General features: G+C 63.1%; 21 protein-coding genes. 16 read left to right on the top strand and 5 right to left on the bottom strand.

What is annotated here, in order from left to right:
• The first annotated feature begins 233 nt into the window (after nucleotides 1–233).
• The 12 genes from G6N83_RS05395 to G6N83_RS05340 all read left to right on the top strand — a co-directional run bounded on the left by G6N83_RS05395 (nucleotide 234) and on the right by G6N83_RS05340 (nucleotide 12,979).
• Complete coding sequence (locus tag G6N83_RS05395; protein WP_241246320.1) at nucleotides 234–1,118, top strand: phosphodiester glycosidase family protein; 885 nt, start codon at nucleotides 234–236, stop codon at nucleotides 1,116–1,118.
• Complete coding sequence (locus G6N83_RS05390) at nucleotides 1,115–2,257, top strand: glycosyltransferase (RefSeq protein ID WP_165140072.1); 1,143 nt, start codon at nucleotides 1,115–1,117, stop codon at nucleotides 2,255–2,257. Before G6N83_RS05395 ends, G6N83_RS05390 begins: the two co-directional genes overlap by 4 nt.
• Nucleotides 2,254–2,856 carry a DUF4956 domain-containing protein gene (locus G6N83_RS05385; RefSeq protein ID WP_165140070.1) on the top strand — a complete coding sequence of 201 codons (603 nt, stop codon included), beginning with the start codon at nucleotides 2,254–2,256 and terminating at the stop codon, nucleotides 2,854–2,856. The genes G6N83_RS05390 and G6N83_RS05385 overlap by 4 nt, the downstream gene beginning before the upstream one ends.
• Nucleotides 2,853–3,674, top strand: coding sequence for a polyphosphate polymerase domain-containing protein (locus tag G6N83_RS05380; RefSeq protein WP_165140068.1), 822 nt, complete (start codon nucleotides 2,853–2,855; stop codon nucleotides 3,672–3,674). Before G6N83_RS05385 ends, G6N83_RS05380 begins: the two co-directional genes overlap by 4 nt.
• Nucleotides 3,656–5,209 carry a carbohydrate-binding domain-containing protein gene (locus G6N83_RS05375; protein ID WP_165140066.1) on the top strand — a complete coding sequence of 518 codons (1,554 nt, stop codon included), beginning with the start codon at nucleotides 3,656–3,658 and terminating at the stop codon, nucleotides 5,207–5,209. The genes G6N83_RS05380 and G6N83_RS05375 overlap by 19 nt, the downstream gene beginning before the upstream one ends.
• 202 nt (nucleotides 5,210–5,411) lie before the next feature.
• Nucleotides 5,412–6,773, top strand: coding sequence for a D-alanyl-D-alanine carboxypeptidase family protein (locus G6N83_RS05370; RefSeq protein WP_165140064.1), 1,362 nt, complete (start codon nucleotides 5,412–5,414; stop codon nucleotides 6,771–6,773).
• 158 nt (nucleotides 6,774–6,931) lie between these two features.
• On the top strand, nucleotides 6,932–7,777 hold the full coding sequence (locus tag G6N83_RS05365; RefSeq protein WP_165140062.1) for a MetQ/NlpA family ABC transporter substrate-binding protein: 846 nt from the start codon (nucleotides 6,932–6,934) through the stop codon (nucleotides 7,775–7,777).
• Nucleotides 7,774–8,805, top strand: a complete 1,032-nt coding sequence (locus tag G6N83_RS05360; RefSeq protein ID WP_206535827.1) for a methionine ABC transporter ATP-binding protein — start codon at nucleotides 7,774–7,776, stop codon at nucleotides 8,803–8,805. Before G6N83_RS05365 ends, G6N83_RS05360 begins: the two co-directional genes overlap by 4 nt.
• Nucleotides 8,802–9,470, top strand: coding sequence for a methionine ABC transporter permease (locus G6N83_RS05355; RefSeq protein WP_165140060.1), 669 nt, complete (start codon nucleotides 8,802–8,804; stop codon nucleotides 9,468–9,470). The genes G6N83_RS05360 and G6N83_RS05355 overlap by 4 nt, the downstream gene beginning before the upstream one ends.
• Before the next feature lie 3 nt (nucleotides 9,471–9,473).
• The gene (locus G6N83_RS05350) at nucleotides 9,474–10,643 is read left to right on the top strand and encodes an aminotransferase class I/II-fold pyridoxal phosphate-dependent enzyme (RefSeq protein ID WP_165140058.1); all 1,170 of its coding nucleotides are present in this window, start codon (nucleotides 9,474–9,476) and stop codon (nucleotides 10,641–10,643) included.
• Nucleotides 10,643–11,116: an S-ribosylhomocysteine lyase gene (locus G6N83_RS05345; protein WP_165140055.1), complete on the top strand. Its 474-nt coding sequence runs from the start codon at nucleotides 10,643–10,645 to the stop codon at nucleotides 11,114–11,116. Before G6N83_RS05350 ends, G6N83_RS05345 begins: the two co-directional genes overlap by 1 nt.
• Nucleotides 11,117–11,179: 63 nt before the next feature.
• Nucleotides 11,180–12,979: a DEAD/DEAH box helicase gene (locus G6N83_RS05340; protein WP_165140053.1), complete on the top strand. Its 1,800-nt coding sequence runs from the start codon at nucleotides 11,180–11,182 to the stop codon at nucleotides 12,977–12,979.
• Nucleotides 12,980–12,997: 18 nt separating this feature from the next.
• On the opposite strand, the gene G6N83_RS05335 is transcribed toward G6N83_RS05340, so the two are convergent.
• Nucleotides 12,998–13,528, bottom strand: coding sequence for a hypothetical protein (locus tag G6N83_RS05335; protein ID WP_165140051.1), 531 nt, complete (start codon nucleotides 13,526–13,528; stop codon nucleotides 12,998–13,000).
• A gap of 141 nt (nucleotides 13,529–13,669) precedes the next feature.
• Here G6N83_RS05335 and G6N83_RS13915 point away from each other — a divergent pair, with 141 nt between their 5' ends.
• Nucleotides 13,670–13,798, top strand: a complete 129-nt coding sequence (locus tag G6N83_RS13915) for a hypothetical protein (protein ID WP_260149071.1) — start codon at nucleotides 13,670–13,672, stop codon at nucleotides 13,796–13,798.
• A gap of 11 nt (nucleotides 13,799–13,809) precedes the next feature.
• On the opposite strand, the gene G6N83_RS05330 is transcribed toward G6N83_RS13915, so the two are convergent.
• Nucleotides 13,810–14,112 carry a hypothetical protein gene (locus G6N83_RS05330; protein ID WP_165140049.1) on the bottom strand — a complete coding sequence of 101 codons (303 nt, stop codon included), beginning with the start codon at nucleotides 14,110–14,112 and terminating at the stop codon, nucleotides 13,810–13,812.
• Between the two features lie 82 nt (nucleotides 14,113–14,194).
• Nucleotides 14,195–14,695 carry a GNAT family N-acetyltransferase gene (locus G6N83_RS05325; RefSeq protein ID WP_165140047.1) on the bottom strand — a complete coding sequence of 167 codons (501 nt, stop codon included), beginning with the start codon at nucleotides 14,693–14,695 and terminating at the stop codon, nucleotides 14,195–14,197.
• Between the two features lie 58 nt (nucleotides 14,696–14,753).
• Here G6N83_RS05325 and G6N83_RS05320 point away from each other — a divergent pair, with 58 nt between their 5' ends.
• The gene (locus G6N83_RS05320) at nucleotides 14,754–14,972 is read left to right on the top strand and encodes a hypothetical protein (RefSeq protein WP_165140045.1); all 219 of its coding nucleotides are present in this window, start codon (nucleotides 14,754–14,756) and stop codon (nucleotides 14,970–14,972) included.
• Nucleotides 14,973–14,998: 26 nt separating this feature from the next.
• On the opposite strand, the gene arfB is transcribed toward G6N83_RS05320, so the two are convergent.
• Both arfB and G6N83_RS05310 read right to left on the bottom strand, forming a co-directional pair.
• Nucleotides 14,999–15,436: an alternative ribosome rescue aminoacyl-tRNA hydrolase ArfB gene (gene arfB / locus G6N83_RS05315; RefSeq protein ID WP_165140043.1), complete on the bottom strand. Its 438-nt coding sequence runs from the start codon at nucleotides 15,434–15,436 to the stop codon at nucleotides 14,999–15,001.
• Nucleotides 15,437–15,472: 36 nt separating this feature from the next.
• Entirely contained in the window at nucleotides 15,473–15,769 is a 297-nt protein-coding gene (locus tag G6N83_RS05310; RefSeq protein WP_241246296.1) for a dihydrofolate reductase family protein, read from the bottom strand.
• 184 nt (nucleotides 15,770–15,953) lie between these two features.
• On the opposite strand from G6N83_RS05310, the gene G6N83_RS05305 reads away from it, so the two are divergent.
• Both G6N83_RS05305 and G6N83_RS05300 read left to right on the top strand, forming a co-directional pair.
• Nucleotides 15,954–16,331 carry a DUF1801 domain-containing protein gene (locus G6N83_RS05305; protein WP_221188174.1) on the top strand — a complete coding sequence of 126 codons (378 nt, stop codon included), beginning with the start codon at nucleotides 15,954–15,956 and terminating at the stop codon, nucleotides 16,329–16,331.
• Nucleotides 16,328–17,434 (top strand): glycerate kinase, encoded by a 1,107-nt coding sequence (locus G6N83_RS05300; RefSeq protein WP_165140039.1) that lies wholly within the window; start codon nucleotides 16,328–16,330, stop codon nucleotides 17,432–17,434. The genes G6N83_RS05305 and G6N83_RS05300 overlap by 4 nt, the downstream gene beginning before the upstream one ends.
• Nucleotides 17,435–17,438 lie beyond the last annotated feature (4 nt).

Below are 17,438 nucleotides of genomic sequence, written 5' to 3'. Positions count from 1 at the left end.
GGCAGGTAACGAGTGCAGTGCCAATGTCCGGGCGGCATAAGAGATGCATAGGCTTTCTTACCTCCTGCGTAGATGATCGCGAGGATCGTCATAGAGCTCGTCCGTATCCATGAACCATGGAACCGACCACGCCGATTTCCGCCGACGCACCGTCCGAGCTACGCACCGTCCGGGCTGCGAGGAAGAAACGGCGCAAGCTCCGCAACTCTCTGATCGCCGGGGGCTTGGTCATTATGCTGGCCGCGGGCGGAACATCCGCGTGGGCGATCGATCGCTTCCTGATCGAGCACGTCGAGATCGCCGACGTCTCGACCTACGAGGAAGAGAACTCCTCGGTCGCCACCACGACCGAGGCCGATACCGACGGCGTCGTCACCGAGAACTCCTACGCGGACGACGACACCACGATCACCGTCTCGATGATCACGACGGGTAGCGGCGACGACGCGATCACCTACTACGTCGCCGACGTCGTGGTCGCCGATGCCACGCAACTCCGTTCGGCGTTCGCGAACGACCAGTTCGGCGAGAACATCATCGCGACCACGAGCACGATCGCGGCGGCCAATGATGCGATCCTCGCGATCAACGGTGACTACTACGGCTTCCGTGACACCGGCATCGAGATCCGCAACGGAGTTGTCTATCGCGACGAAGGCGCTCGTGAAGGACTTGCGTTCTATCTCGACGGACATGTCGAGGTGTACGACGAGACGACCAACACAGCGAACGAGCTGCTCGCGGCCGGGGTGTGGAACACCCTGTCGTTCGGTCCGGCGATCGTGGAAGACGGCGCGGTCGTGGACGGCATCGAAGACGTCGAGGTCGACACGAACGTCGGCAACCATTCGATCCAGGGTGAACAGCCACGCACCGCGGTCGGTGTGATCAACGAGAACCATTATGTGTTCGTCGTCGTTGACGGGCGAAACGAGGGATACAGCCGGGGCGTCACCCTCACCGAACTCGCCGAGATCATGACGGGGCTCGGTGCCACGACGGCGTACAACCTCGACGGCGGCGGCTCTTCAACGATCTACTTCAACGGCACCGTGCTCAATCAGCCGTCCAACGGCGGCGAACGCGGCACGAGCGACATCCTGTACGTGGCGCCATGATCATCCTGATCCCCGCCTACCAGCCGGGTCGTGCGCTCATCGATATCGTCACCGCGCTGCTCGATCGGGATGCCGACATCGAAGTCCTGATCGTCGACGACGGCAGCGGGCCGGAGTACGCCGAAACCCTCTGCGCCGCGCGTGACGCGGGCGCGGTCGTCCTCCATCACGAGGTCAATCGCGGCAAAGGGGTCGCGCTGAAGACCGGCTTCGCCTACGTACGTCACGCGGCGCCCGGCGAAGACGTCGTCACCGCCGACGCGGACGGCCAGCACACCACGACGGACGTCACGCGTATCGTCGACGAGCTGCGCACGGATGCCGCGGAGGGGCACGTCGCGCTCGTGCTCGGCTCGCGAGACTTCACGGGCACGGTGCCGGTGCGCAGCAGGTTCGGCAACGCGGTCTCCCGAGGCCTGTTCCGGATCGCGGCCGGGTGGCCGGCATCTGACACTCAGACTGGACTTCGCGGGATACCGGCGGTCATGCTGCCATGGCTGATGGAGGTGCCGGGCGAGCGCTTCGAGTACGAGACGGAGATGCTGCTGCGCGTGCGCCGGGCCGGGTTCGACGTGAGAGAAGTCGCGATCGAGACGATCTATCTGGAGCAGAACGCGTCGAGCCACTTCCGGCCGGTCGTCGACTCGCTGCGCATCACGATTCCGCTGATGCTGTTCGCCGGATCCTCGTTCCTGGCGTTCTTCATCGACGCGGTCGCCCTGCTCGTGTTCTCGTCGCTCACCGGCTCGCTCGTGTTCTCAATCGTGGCCGCGCGGCTCCTGAGCGCGTCGATGAACTTCCTCGTCAATCGCCGCGTGGTCTTCCGCAGGGGCGGGCGGTCGCACGCACTCCGGCACGCGGCGAGATACGCCCTGCTGGCGGGGGTGCTCTTGGCTTCTAACGTCGTCTGGATGGAAGCGCTCGTCGGAATGGGGCTCCCGCTGCTGGTCGCAAAGATCTTCACCGAAGGCGTGCTGTTCATCACGAGCTACCAGGTGCAGCGGCGATTCGTCTTCGGCGCGAGCACAGGGGAGACAGAGGGCAAAGGCTTCATCCCCTCAAAGTCCGGGCATAGAAACAACATAGGGGCCTCGACTCGACTGAAGAGTGATACGCACCCCCTCGAAAGGACATCATGAACGCGACATTCCTCCTGATCGGCGTCGACCTGGTCGCTGCCGGCATCCTGAGTCTGGCGATCTACTACCAGCGCCACCGCCGCCGTGATCTTGTCGTCGCCTTCCTCGGCGTGAACGTGGGCGTGCTCGCCGTCACGACGGTGCTCGGTTCGAGCGAGGTGGCCGTCGGTCTCGGTCTCGGCCTCTTCGGGGTCCTGTCGATCATCCGGCTCCGCTCATCTGAGATCTCGCAGCGCGAGGTCGCCTACTACTTCGCGGCTCTCGCGATAGGTCTGGTCACCGGTCTTCCGGCGACCGACGTATGGATTCCGATCGGGCTCGTGGCCCTGATCCTTGCCGTGATGTGGGCTGCCGATCACCCGCGGCTCCTCAGCCGCTCGCGTCATCAGACGATCCACGTCGATCGGGCGATGCCTGACGAGAGCGAGCTCCGCGCCGAAGTCGAGCGTCGGCTCGGTGCCACGGTCACCTCCCTCACCGTGCAGCACCTCGACCTGGTCGATGACACAACTCTGGTGGACGTGCGCTTCCGCTCGGAACCCCCGCGGGCGCGTTCGGGTGCCGTGCAGGAATCGCGAATGAGCGGAGCGGGCCGATGAGCGTCGCGACTTCTCTTCCCCTCGAGCGGTTCGCGCCTATCGATCTGCAGGGCCTCGTGGGTGAAGCGGCACTCATGACCCGGGTGGACCGCAAGTACGTGCTGAGCCGGGAGGCCGCGGCCCGGGTGATCGAGAGCCTGGCCGTCGGCATCCGGATTCTCGAAATAGACGGGCTACGTGCGTTCCGCTACGAGTCGGTCTACTTCGACACTCCCGATCTGCTGAGCTTCCGGATGGCGGCCCAGCCCCGCCGGCGACGGTTCAAGCTGCGCACGCGCACGTACGTGGATTCGCGGACGGCCTTCCTGGAGCTGAAGACCCGCGGAGCCCGCAGCGCGACGGTCAAAGACCGCATCGAGTACGAGCCGTCCGACCGGCATCTGCTCACCGAAGAGGCCCGCGGCTACGCCGCCGATGCGCTCGATGCGATCGGTGTCGGCGCTCCGCGCGCCGAGGCGCTGGACGTACGGCTGACCACGCTGTACCAGCGCGCGACATTCGTTGCTCCCGACGCGAGCGCTCGCTCTACGGTCGATGTCGATCTCGAGTGGCGCGATGCCGCGGGGCCGGCGCTCGTCACTCCGGGAATGGCGATCATCGAGACGAAATCTGGAGCGCGGGCGTCGGATTTTGACCGCGCGCTGTGGCGCGCCGGGCATCGTCCCGTGAGCATCAGTAAATACGGCACGGGACTGGCCGCGCTGCATCCCGAACTGCCGCGCAACAAGTGGGCTCGGCTCCTGCGCACCGACTTCACCGACCGCAACCGAACACACCAGAACCGAAGCGAGGAGTCCTCATGCGAAACCGCCGTCTAATCCTGCCCGCCATTGCGCTCACCCTGGGTGCCCTCGTGCTCGCCGGCTGCACGAGCATCGTGGCAACACCCGCGGTTACGACGGAGTCCAGCGCGACGACCGAACCCGCCGTCGTGAGCTCCGGGACGATCGCCGAGGCGGTGATAGCTGCGAACGAGAACGCTACGGTGGTCCGCGACGACGAGTGGTCCGCCGCCGACGCCGTGGACATCGCCCTCACCGGCGACAGCGCCGAAAGCTCCGCCGAGGGCGTCGAGATCTCTGGGTCGACGGTCACCATTACCGCCGCGGGGGTCTATCTACTGTCGGGGTCGCTCGCCGGGACAGTGACCGTGTCAGCACCCGATGACGCGCAGGTCGTGCTGATCCTCGATGGCGTCGACATCGAGAACTCCGCAGGACCTGCGATTTCAGTGCTCACCGCCGATGACGTCGCGATCTCGGTCGCCGCCGGGAGCGACAACACGCTGTCGGACGCCTCCTCCTACGCGGAGGACGCCGACGTGAACGCCGCGCTTTTCAGTGAAGCGGACCTCACGATCACCGGAACCGGATCGCTCACGGTCAATGGCAATGGCAACGACGGCATCACGAGCGAGGACGACCTCGCGATCCTCTCCGGACAGATCACCGTCACGGCCGCTGACGACGCCTTGAGAGGTAAAGACTCGCTCACGATTGAGGGCGGGACGATCGTCCTCAACGCTGGTGGTGACGCTCTCAAGAGTGACAACGACGAGGAGGACACGCGAGGCTACGTCTACATTTCGGGCGGTGAAATCACTGCTACCGCATCCGATGACGGTGTCGACGCGCTCACTGACGCCATCATCACCGGCGGTGCCCTTACTATCTCGGCCGCCGGAGATGGCATCCACGCCGACCTCTACGCCGCGATCGCTGCGGGAAACACGATCGTGGAGCAGTCGACCGAAGCACTAGAGGGCGCGTACGTCTCGATCGAGGGCGGCGACATCCAGCTAACGGCATCCGACGATGGGATCAACGCCGCGGGCTTGGCCACCTCCAGTGGGGGCGGAGGAGGCATGGGTGACACCGGTGAAAGCTTGGATATCACAGGCGGTATGGTGACGGTGAACAGTGGTGGTGATGGACTCGACTCGAACGGGTCGATGACCATCTCGGGCGGCACCGTGACCGTGTCGGGACCGACAAGCGACGGGGACGGCGCGCTCGATGCTAACGGAACCTTTTCAGTGACCGGTGGCACGCTGCGCGCAGTCGGCAGTTCGGGAATGGCGGTATCACCAGGGGAAGGTTCCACCCAGGCCTGGCTCTCGGCTCTCGTAGCGGGCAGCGAGGGAGACACGGTCGAGATCGCCGATTCCTCCGGCACCGTGATCGAAAGCTTCGTAGCCGATAAGGCCTTCGGGTCGGTTGTCTACAGCTCGGCCGCCGTTATCGAAGATGGTTCCTACACGGTGACGGTGAACGGTTCGACCTCCGTCACGGTCACCGAGGGAACGGCCACGACGGGACAGATGGGCGGCGGCGGAGGGGGACAGCGGCCCTGACGCGAGCGCGAGCGGAGGAGATCCCCCGGACGGAGGAGGGATGCCGCCACGGCGGCTCTCCGTCCGGGTCATCTCCTCCGCTGGTGCCGGCTGACAGGACAGGGAACACTCCGTGTTCCCTGTGAGGTTCGATGAATTAGTCCGCCCTCATCTGTAACGGTTGCTGCATGATGGATGTCAGCGTTACGGACGGGGGCCCGCAATGACAACGCAGCACGACTCTGCTGACGATCTCTCTGACTTTTCCGAGATACTCGAGGCCGAGATCGATTTTTCAGACCAGAGCGCATCTCGACACGCCGATCCGAGGATTCGCCGTCGCTGGATCCGCGCATTTCTCGTCGTGGGCCTTGTCATCGTGCTCGTTCTCGGATCGGTCGGGGCCTATGTGGTGTGGGTGCTCACGGCTCCCGTGAATGCGGCTGCCGTTTCGCTGCGTGAGCCAGCAGTACCGACACCCGAAGCTGCCGTGATCGCCCTTCCAGCCGACGGTGCGTCGATCGTCAATATCGTGGGCGGTGACGAGTACCTCGGCGGCGATGAAAGTGGCGCGTGGCTGGCCAGCGGGCCCGATGAGTCACGGTCGATCGCAAGCATCAGCAAGCTGATTACCGCCCTCGTCGTGCTGGACGCGAAGCCGTTGGCGGATGCAGCTGACCCCGGCCCCACGATTACTTTCGATAAAGCAGCTCACGACCTCTACGACAAGTACTACGTGATGGGCGCAACGATCGCGCCGATGCCGACGGGCACGTCGATGTCGGAGTACGACGCGCTTGCGACGATGTTGATTCCCTCTGCGAGTAACTACGCCGAGGCGGTGTCGACCTGGGCCTTCGGTTCTCAGGGTGCATTCGTCGGAGCAGCCCGAACGTGGCTCAACGCCAATGGCCTCGACAACACAACGATCGTGGAACCGACCGGTATCAGCCCGAGCAACACGAGTACGCCGAGTGATCTCATGACCATCGCACGGCTTGTCGACGCCAACCCGGCGCTGAAGAATATCGTGGCAACGTCATCGATTTCAGTTCCGGGCGGTGGTACCGCTTTCAACACCAACGATCTGCTGGGCGTTGACGGGATTGATGGGCTTAAAACCGGAAATCTGGGTGCGGGACAATTCAACCTGCTCTACACAGCGACGTTGCCGGTCGGTATCGACGAGCCACTTCGCGTGACAGGGGTTGCGCTGGGTGGGGCATCACACGATTCGGTGAACGCCGGCGTGCGTGCAGCGCTTGATGACATTCGAGCGGGCTTCCACGACGTGCCGCTGATCGAAAGTGGTGAGGTGGTGGGTTCGTACTCGACGCCATGGGGCTCGACTGCTCAACTTGTCGTGGGATCTGACGCAGCTATTTTCACCTGGTCGGATACTCCGATCGAGCTGACGATGGATACCTGGGACCCCACGGAATATGTCGATGGTGAAGAGGTCGGAAGTCTGACCTGGACTGCGGGCCCGAACACGGCAACAGCGCCCTTGGAACTCAAAGGATCGATTGAGCCGCCGACTGCGTGGTGGCGCCTAACCCACCCCGATCAGCTGGGGAGCCAATAACGGCGGGAGCGCGGGCTGCGACTGAGCAGGCGTCGCATGTTGCGCTCTGTGACGTGCGACAAGACGAAGTGAGCACGTGGTGGATAACGTTTTTCTCGCGGCCACCCATGCACCGAATTTGGGCGTGGCCGCGGTCTTCCACAGCGAAAGAGGCACCCATGAATGTCACGCGTACTGCCCTTATTGGGGCTACGTTCACCGCACTCCTTCTGGCAACAACGGCGTGCAGCGGCGCCGACGCCGAAACCACGGATGCCTCGGGCGCTGAGAAGACCGAAATCACCATCGGATTCAACCCGGGGCCGTACCAGGAGATGTTCGAGGGCGGCATCCTGCCAATCCTCGAAGACGAGGGCTACACCGTCGACACGCAGGACTTCACCGACGGCATTGTGATCAACGTCGCTGTCGCCAACGGCGAGATCGACGCGAACATCATGCAGCACCCGGTCTACCTCGACTTTGTGAACACTCAAGAGGGAATCGACAACGCCGCGCTTGTTCAGATTCCGACGCCACGGATGGCACTCTTCGGCGGCAAGTCGACGTCGCTCGATGATGTGAAGGACGGGGCGACCATCACCGTGCCGAACTCGCCATCCAACCTCTACCGCGGCCTCCTGGTGTTGCGTGATGTCGGTTGGATCGATTTCGAAGACGTCGACGACCCGAACACCGCAGATCTGTCGATCATCACCTCGAACCCGAAGAACCTCAACATCACACCGATCGAGAACGCGCAGCAGGTGCCCGCCCTTCAAGATGTCGACTACGCGACCATTCAGGGCAACTTCATCGTGTCGGGTGGACTCGATTACGACGACGCGCTCGCCGTCGAAGATCAACCCATTGAGTTTTCGAACGTCGTCACCGTGCGCGCCGATGATCTCGAATCGGACTGGGCTCTGGCGATCAAGGATGCCTACGAGTCGCCGGAGTTCATCGAGTACATCGAGTCGAACCCGCAGTATGACGGCTACCAGCTGCCGTCCTGGTTCAATTGAGTTCGCCAACAGCGGGCGGAATCGTCTTCGAACAGGTCTCGAAGACGTTCACCGGAAGGGCTGCCGAAACGGCGGCCCTTCGCGGCGTTGATCTCACGGTCACTCCCGGATCGATTTTCGGTGTCATCGGCTACAGCGGCGCTGGCAAGTCGACACTTATCCGACTCGTAAATGGACTCGAGAAGCCCACAACCGGTCGCGTCCTCGTTGATGGTGTCGACGTCGGTGCTTTGAGCGGGCGAACGCTCCGTGAGGCGCAGAAACGCACCGGCATGATTTTTCAACAGTTCAATTTGCTCGACACGGTGAGCGTGCGTGACAACGTGGCACTTCCGCTGCGTCTCGATGGGGTGAATGCCACCCGCGCACGGACTCGCGCCAATGAGGTGCTCGATTTTGTTGGGCTTGGTGAAAAGGGGGATAAGCACGCGGGCGAGCTCTCTGGGGGACAAAAACAGCGCGTCGGCATCGCGCGTGCCCTCGTCCGCAATCCGAGAATTCTGCTCTCCGACGAAGCGACGAGTGCGCTCGATCCCACGACGACGACACAGATCATCGACCTTCTCAGAAGTGTCAACCGTGAATACGGCACGACGATCCTTGTCGTTACACACGAGCTCGATGTGATCAAAGACCTCGCTCATGACGTCGCGGTGATGGCCGCCGGCGAAGTCGTTGAACAGGGCACAGTGCTGGAGACGTTTCTCCATCCGCAGGCGCAGATCACGCGGGACTTCGTGTCGACAGTGATTCCGCAGGGCGTACCGGAGCGTGTTGTCGCCCACCTCGGCGGCGAGGGGCTGTGGCGTCTGCGTCTCGTTGATGACGAGGTCACGCAGCCACTCATTTCGGACCTCATCACCGACATCGGTGTTTCGGTCAACGTCTTGCACGCCGATATGACCGAGATTCAAGAGCACACGGTCGGGCACATGATCATGAAGGTCGGTGGGCCGCCCGAGCGGGTGGCTGCCGCGCGGGAGTTTCTCGCCGCGCGCGTTGTGCAGCTTGAAGAGGTCGTCGCATGAACGATGGCAAATGGACTCTCATCACGCCCGAAATCTTCTTCAAGGCGCTGGGCGAAACGCTGCAGATGCTGGGAGTATCACTCGTGCTGGGTTCTCTCCTCGGCATCGTGATCGGTGCAGTTCTTGCACTCACACGGCCCGGCGGCGTGCTGCCGAATCGTGCCGTCAGTATCGTTCTCGGCACGCTCGTCAATCTTGTGCGCTCGCTCCCGTTCATCATCCTGCTCGTCGCCATCCTGCCGTTCACGCGGGTGCTCGTCGGCACGAGTATCGGCGTGTGGGCCGCGATCGTGCCACTGACGGTGATGATCGCGCCCTACATTGGACGCCTCGTTGAGAACTCACTTCTCGAAGTTCCGCAGGGCGTCATCGAGGCCGCACGGTCGATGGGGGCCTCTCCCATGCAGATCTTCTGGCGATTCTTGCTCCCCGAAGCGCGAGCATCCTTGATTCTTGCCGTCACAATCGCGACCGTGGGGCTCGTTGACGCGACTGCTATGGCAGGAACTGTCGGTGCCGGTGGCATCGGTGACCTGGCGCTTTCTTACGGATATCAGCGCTACGACGGCTTCGCGATGGTCATCACCTGTGTGACGCTGATTATTTTGGTGCAGGGTGTTCAGATGCTCGGTACATCGATAGCCCGCCGGTATCGGAGGCGTTGAGTCGTGGTGACCTTCGACGTTTCGGCCCGAGTGCGTGAGCTCCCGGCGAACTTTTGGGGCGCCATGGATCTACAGATCGCGGCGCTCGCACAGGCTCATGGCCCCGGGGTGATCGATGTTTCCAAGGGAAACCCTGACCTTCCGACCCCCGAACACATCGTCGCTGCGATGCAGCGCGCCGTTGCGGAGCCGCTGAACCACCGCTATCCGTCGTATGCGGGGCGCAAAAGACTGCGAGACGCTGTGGCGTTCAGGTACCGCGAAGACCACGGCGTCGCCGTTGACCCCGATACCGAGGTCGCTATATTCCATGGCGCGCATGAAGCGATCATTGCGGCGGTCGGGTCTCTCGCCGATCCGCACAGCGCCGTCGTTGTGCCCGACCCGGGCTACCCCATCTATCGCTCGGCGGCGACCCTGGTGAACGCGGATGCCGTTACTCTGCCCCTGCGCGAACCTCACTTTCAGCCCGACTTCGACTCGCTGTCCGCAATCGACGCCGCTCGAGTTCTCTTTCTGAACTATCCGAACAACCCCACGGGTGCGCTCGCGTCGCGTGCCGCGTTCGACGATGCTCTCGCCTTTTCGCGCCGCACCGGTGCTGCCTTCGTGCACGACTTTGCATACTCGTCGCTCGGTTTTGATGGGCGCACGCCGCTATCTGCGCTCACGGTCGACACGGAGCTCGATGTGACTGTGGAACTGCAAACGCTGTCGAAGACGTACAGCATGGCGGGTTGGCGCGTGGGATTCGCTGCGGGAAACGCATCGATTATCAGTGCGATGAAGCGGTACCAAGCGCACGCGTTCAGCACGATGTTCGGTGCCACCCAAGACGCCGCCGCCGCGGCGCTTGAGGGAGACCAGTCGGGCGTTGCCCATCTCGTGAGTGTGTACGAGCGACGCCGCGACCTTGTTATTGCAGGGCTCCAAAGGCTCGGGTGGGATGTAGCGGCGCCCGCCGGTACTTTCTTCGTGTGGGTGCGGCTTCCTGGCGCTCAAGACGCAGTGCAGTTTGCGCAGCGGCTTCGTGATGAACAGCGCGTCGCGGTGGCGCCGGGCGACGGCTTCGGCGCGAGCGGCCGTGGATACATCCGCATCGGACTTGTCGATGATGAAGCGACGCTTACAGAATTGATCGAGCGCCTTGCTGCGTTCACGAGGAGGAACTAATGGCAGAAATCGAAAGCTTCACCCTCGACCATACCGCGGTTATTGCGCCGTATGTGCGGCGCATTGGAGTGGAGCATGGGCCGGGTGGCGGCACGATCACTAACTTCGACGTGCGTCTCGTTCAGCCCAACAAAGCGGAGATCCCCACGGCCGGGCTCCACACGATTGAGCACATGCTCGCGGGGCTCCTCCGTGATCACGTCGACGGCGTCATCGACATTTCGCCCTTCGGGTGCCGTACCGGCTTTCACCTTCTCATGTGGGGCGAGCCCGAGATTCCAGCGGTCGTTGCTGGTCTCACGGAGAGCCTGCGGTTCATCGCAGAAGAAGCTGTCGAGGCCGACATCCCGGGTGTTTCAGAGATCGAGTGCGGCAACTATCGCGATCATTCGCTGCATTCGGCTCGGGAGTGGGCCAAGGTCGTGCTCGACCAGGGCATCAGTCATGATGCCTTTTCGCGTGTCGGCGTCTGAGCTAATTCGGCTCAACTGAGCGCTCAGGGCGCATACTCAGCACTGGGGGGACTACCCTTAAGCGTGACCTCCACAGATGTTTCCGCCGACGGTGCGGCCCCAGAAGAGCCCGCCGCGATCACCTTCTCTGACCTTGGCCTTGACGGGGCGGTGCTGAAGGCGCTGAGCGACGTCGGCTACGAGACCCCCTCTGCCATCCAGGCAGCTACTATTCCCACACTTCTCGGCGGCCGCGATGTCGTCGGCATGGCGCAGACCGGAACGGGTAAAACCGCAGCTTTCGCGCTCCCGATTCTTGCTCAGCTCGACGTTTCGCAGAAGAAACCGCAAGCTCTCGTGCTTGCGCCGACTCGTGAACTTGCCCTGCAGGTTTGTGAGGCTTTCGAAAAATACGCCGGCCGCATTAACGGCGTCCACATTCTTCCGGTCTACGGCGGACAGGGCTACGGCGTTCAGCTGTCGGCCCTTCGTCGTGGCGTCCACGTTGTCGTCGGTACTCCCGGCCGCATCATGGATCACCTCGAAAAGGGCACGCTTGACCTTTCCGAACTGAAGTTCCTCGTGCTCGACGAGGCCGACGAGATGCTCAAGATGGGCTTCGCCGAAGACGTCGAGACGATTCTCGCTGACACCCCGGCCGAGAAGCAGGTTGCCCTGTTCTCGGCGACGATGCCAGCCGCGATCCGCCGCATCTCGCAGAAGTACCTCAACAATCCCGAAGAGATCACCGTCAAGACCAAGACGCAGACCTCCAACAACATCACGCAGCGTTACCTGCTGGTCTCTTACGCCCAAAAGGTGGATGCCCTCACCCGCATCCTCGAAGTTGAAAACTTCGAAGGCATGATCATCTTCGTTCGCACGAAGAACGTCACCGAGGAACTTGCCGAGAAGCTGCGCGCACGCGGGTACTCGGCGGCAGCGATCAACGGTGATGTCGCTCAGGTGCAGCGTGAGCGCACGGTCAACCAGCTGAAGTCGGGCAAGCTCGACATTTTGGTGGCAACGGATGTCGCGGCCCGTGGCCTCGACGTCGAGCGCATCAGCCACGTGGTCAACTTCGACATTCCCACCGACAGCGAGCCCTACGTGCACCGTATCGGCCGCACCGGCCGTGCCGGTCGGAAGGGCGATGCGATTAGCTTCGTCACGCCGCGCGAGCGAGGCTTGTTGGCGCGTATCGAAAAAGCGACCCGCCAGCCGATCACGCAGATGCACCTCCCCACGGTCGACGACGTCAACGTCACGCGTCTTGCCCGGTTCGATGACCGCATCACCGCAGCCCTCGAGCAAAACGAGCGTATCGACGGCTTCCGCGACATCATCGCTCACTACGTGCGCAATCACGATGTGCCCGAAACGGATGTCGCGGCGGCCCTCGCCGTCGTTGCACAGGGCGAGTCGCCGTTGTTGCTTGAGCCCGAGGCCGAGCGCACGAGGCGCGACCGCGAAGAGCGTTTCGATCGCGAGAGCAGCCCGCGTGGCGAGCGTCGTGACCGGCCCGAGCGCGGCGACCGCGAGTCGCGCCCGCGTCGTGGAAACGGCAAGCCGATGGCCTCTTACCGACTCGCGGTCGGTAAGCGTCACCGTGTCGAGCCCCGCCAGATCGTGGGTGCGCTCGCGAACGAAGGCGGACTGCAGCGCGACGACTTCGGCGCGATTCAGATCTTCCCGGCGTTTTCGCTCATCGAGCTTCCGGCAGATATGCCCGCGGGCGTTCTCGACCGGCTTGCTGGCACCCGCATCTCGGGTCAGCTGATTCAGATGCGTCCCGATTCAGGTGCGCCTAAGCGCCGCGGCGGAGATCGCGAGTTCGACTCGCGCGACGACCGTCCGCCGCGCAAGCCTCGCCACCGCGACTAATCTCCGCCGCGCTCGCCGTTAGTCGTGATGATTGACGGCGAGCAGGTCGAAGACGACTTTGTCGCCCTGCGCGTTCTGCGCGATCCATGCGACCGAACCCACGAGTTCAATAGAAGCGTCGCTGTCTCTGTCGGTAAGGGTCAGGTAGCGCATCAACCCCACCTTCTTGATCTTGTGATCGACGGTGGCGCGATTAAACGACGCAAATTCTGCTTCGAGGCGTCCGTGGGTGTCGCCGTTGAGCACATGGATCGTGTCGGGCGTGATGGCGACGAGCAAAGTCGTCGTAGCGCCTTTCTCTTCAGCGGCGGCTGTCATCGCCAGATGCCGACCCGCAATTGCGCCGATCGCTGCGCCGACGCCACTGGAGTCGCTGAGTCCCGTGGGATCAAGTACGTCGGCAGCTGCTAGGCCGCCCGTGCTGCCGACGATTGAAGCGCCGACGAGGCTGGCAAGGTTGAACCTACCTGCCGCGAGAACTTCCGCGTCCTCACCCAGGATCTTCTTCGCCTCGATGATCAGGTTTGCTTCGCTAAACGCGCTGTTCATAGTCTTACTCCCCAAAGTTTCCTGCGGCGCAGGGCAATTCAATTTACCGATACACCCTATCGATGAGCTGCGATTCGCAACGCTTCCGGACCATGGCCGCGCGTAGTCTGCCGTAGCTGACTCCTCGAGAAGTGAAATCGCGTGGCTGAAAGCCTTCTCGCTCGCACCGTCGGCACCGATCTTCTTCGCCCGTTCAGGCTGCAAGATTCGGCGATCTTCGTCGCGGAGGCGATAGTGGTTTCACGTTGCGGCTCAGAAAGTGAAGCCTGATACGGCGGCAGTTAGGCGTGGGGCGACTCCCAGTTGACCTCGAGCGATGAAGGATGCTGCGGCGCAATTGCGGCGGGGTAGATCGTTCCGGGTTTCGGCCAGTGCGCGCGGTTGAAGACACCCGTCGTCTGCACCGTGGCTGGTTCCATGCCGGGCGCTTCGGCACGCACTTCGACGCGGCACTCCTGGTACGCCGCCCGCCCGACTCGTTCTGATACTGAGAGCACCTGAACCCGGCCCCGCACGGCGTCAGCCATCGGGTCGCCGAGAAGCTTCTCGATCTGTTTGGCTGCGTCTTCTACCCAAGGTTCCACGGGGGCAGCCTATTGCGTGCCCATTGCGGCCGTGTAACTAAGCGCGGTGATGTCGAGCTGTGACGGTCGGTACGGCGCGAGGTTAAGGCATCCGCTCCATACACACGAGCCGTGGTCGCTCATCCCACGGGGTGACGAGTGCGAAGCCGCGGGACCGGTACATGCGTATCGCATCCGCACGCCAGTCCCACACCGTGAGGCGAATCGGGCCGCCGTGGTGCGACGTGATGGTATCGAGCAAAGCTGACCCCACGCCGCGTCCGCGTGCCTCGGGCTGAGCCCAGAGGCGCTTGATTTCTGTCGCGTCGTCGACATGCTTAACGACGGCGATGCCTACCGGTGTGGAATCAATCTCCGCGAGGTAAACGGCAGCATCACGGAATGTCGACGCCGGGGCATTCACTTCGTCTTGATACGCAGCCGGAAGCGCCATGGATTCCGTGAAGGCGGCCCGGAGTGCGTGCTCCGCCTTTTCACGTTCGGTCTGTCGAAGGTACGCGTCGATGAGCGCGCCAACTGTGGCCGCATCTGAAGGGTTGAGATCAGAGGCCCTTACCCGCAAGGAGCTGAGGTGGTTCGACACCTCGCCATTTTCTCACGCAGTGAGCTCCGCCCTGAAAGGCAGAGCCTAGGCTGGGCGAATGACGAGCACGAATGAGCCTGAAAACCCGCACCCATTTCGTGGTTCGATTGATGCCATCGATGCTGCTCACCCGCTGAAGTCGCCGTGGCATTACGACCAGAGCATCACGGGTCCGCGTCTTGATCGGCTCGACGCCAAAGCGACGTACTTCGTCGACTACATCGAGTACCTCGAGCATCGCATTGCAGCGCTGGAGGCGCAGATCGGCAAAAACTAGCGTTCGGGCCTGCCGCATCCTCGGGGTCAGTCAGTGGGCGGTCGGCGCAGCCGCTTGATTTCGGTGTGGCGCTGATTGGCCGTCACCCGGCGCTGCTTCGCACCTCTGCTCGGTGCGGTCGGTCGGCGCTTGGGAGCGGGCGGCTGTAGCGCTTCGGCCACAACAGCCACGAGCCGAGCGCGCGCGGCATCTCTATTGCGCAGCTGTGCACGGTGCTCGGATGCCGTAATGGTCAGCACGCCGCCGACCAGGCGAGCACTCAGCCGGTCAAGGATTCGCTCGCGCTGGCACTCTGTTAGCGAACGTGAACTCGCCGCATCCCACAAGAGTTCTGCGCGAGAGTCGGTCGTGTTGACACCCTGCCCGCCCGGGCCCGACGATCGAGAGAAGCGCCAGGACAGTTCCGGTTCTGGAATCGTCAGCTCCGCGGTGACTCGCAATCCGGGATGATGGGGAGCGGCCATCCACCCATCATCCTCTGTTTCTCAGCGTCACCTGCGCTACCTGATGTGGGTGGCCAAGGGCGAACTGAGGACTTCGACGGGCTCAAACTCAAAGTTGAGATTTCCGTCGAAGATTCGCTCGCCGCTCCCGAGAAGCACCGGAGTGATGTCGAGCGTGAGCTCGTCGATAACTCCGGCGGCGAGCACCTGTCGAACCGTTGCGGCGCCGCCCGCGATGTCGATGCCGTCAGCGGCAGTGGAGCGCTCGTCACCGATGTGCCACGTGTGCACCTCGATGCCGGCCCTCACCGAGCGGATGCTCGACGCTCTGATGAGTGCCGGCAACAAATCCATCGAGCGAAATCGACATATGACAGGTGGTCTAGGGCATACTCGAACCCCTCTAAAAAGACTTGAGTCGCAGGCGATGGCCCACAAGCTACTCCTCTCGATATCCCCTTCCCGAGCCAATTTCGCCTCAGAGAGTATGGTTTGCCACGACCGCATCACACCCGGATCCGACAGGTTGGATAACCAAGTGCCCACGGTAGATGACATCATCGATCAGCTAGAAGACTGGCGCGGCGACGTTCTTGCGCGCGTTCGTGGTCTGATCAAAGACGCCGAGCCAGGTGTCCTCGAAGAGACCAAATGGCAGAAGCCGACGAATCCGCTCGGCGTTGCGACGTGGAGCGTTGAGGGAATCATCTGCACGGGTGAGACCTATAAAGACAAGGTCAAATTCACGTTTGCCAAAGGTGCATCGCTTGATGATCCCGAGAATGTCTTCAACGCAAGCCTCGATGCGAACGTCCGGAGGGCGATCGACGTTCGCGCAGGTGAAGAGATCGATGCACCAGCATTCCAGGCGCTTGTGCAAGCCGCAGCAGCGCTCAACAGGTCCACTCGATCGTGACGCGCGTCGTCTTCGCGCCCGACAGCTTCAAGGGCTCGATTTCAGCAGCGGATGCCGCAGCAGCACTCGCGAGCGGGTGGAGCACCGAGCGGCCCGGTGACGCAGTTGAGCTCTTGCCGATGGCTGATGGCGGCGAGGGAACCGTTGATGCTTTTGCTCTCGCTCTTCCGCACGCGCGGCGCATGCCGGTCACAGTCACGGGGCCCGACGGCGCAGTCGCCAGTGCATCGTGGTTACTGGTGCCCGGGGGAAGTGAAGGAGGCACTGCTGTCGTTGAACTCGCCTCGACATCCGGCATTGAGATGCTTGGCGAGAATCTGCTGCCGCTCGATGCGCAGACCCTCGGATTCGGCCAGGCGATAGCGGCAGCCCTCGACCACGGCGTCGAGCGACTCGTGTTGGGTATCGGCTCAAGCGCGTCGACGGACGCGGGGGCTGGAATGCTCACGGCCCTTGGCGCGAAGTTCTTTGACGCATCGCATACGCCGGTGCGGCCGGGACTCCGCGGGCTCAACGCGGTCGCGCAGGCCGATATGACGGCGCTGCGTGCCCTCCCACCGGGCGGCGTTATCGTGCTGAGCGATGTCACAAATCCGCTGTGCGGGTCGAGGGGCGCAGCCGCGGTCTTCGGCCCGCAAAAGGGACTTATTGAAGGGATCGCTGAGGCAGACCGCGCGCTCGCGCGGTTCGCGAAGTTCCTCGGCGGCGATCCAGATGCGCCGGGTGCTGGCGCCGCCGGCGGCACCGGGTTTGCCCTCGCCGTGTGGGGCGCGACACTCGTACCCGGAGCAGGCGAGGTCGCGCGGCTGATCGGCCTGCCGCAGGCGATCGCTGCGGCATCCGTCGTTGTCACGGGTGAGGGTTCGTTTGACGGGCAGTCTGCCGATGGCAAAGCGCCCGCACACGTCGCGATGATCGCCGCCGCAGAGGGCACTCGTGTCAACCTCGTAGCCGGGCGAATCGACTCGGGAGCTTCGACTTCGGGATTCGCGGGGGCTGTCTCGCTGACAGCACTAGCGGGCTCAGCTCGCAGTGCGCTCGCTGAGCCCGCTCGGTGGCTCGTGCAGGCCGGCGCGACTCTCGCTCGAGCGCACGCCGACTGATTTC

It is taken from the genome of Microbacterium endophyticum, assembly GCF_011047135.1.
Taxonomy (GTDB): Bacteria; Actinomycetota; Actinomycetes; order Actinomycetales; family Microbacteriaceae; genus Microbacterium; species Microbacterium endophyticum.
This window is presented reverse-complemented; position numbering and strand designations above follow the sequence as displayed.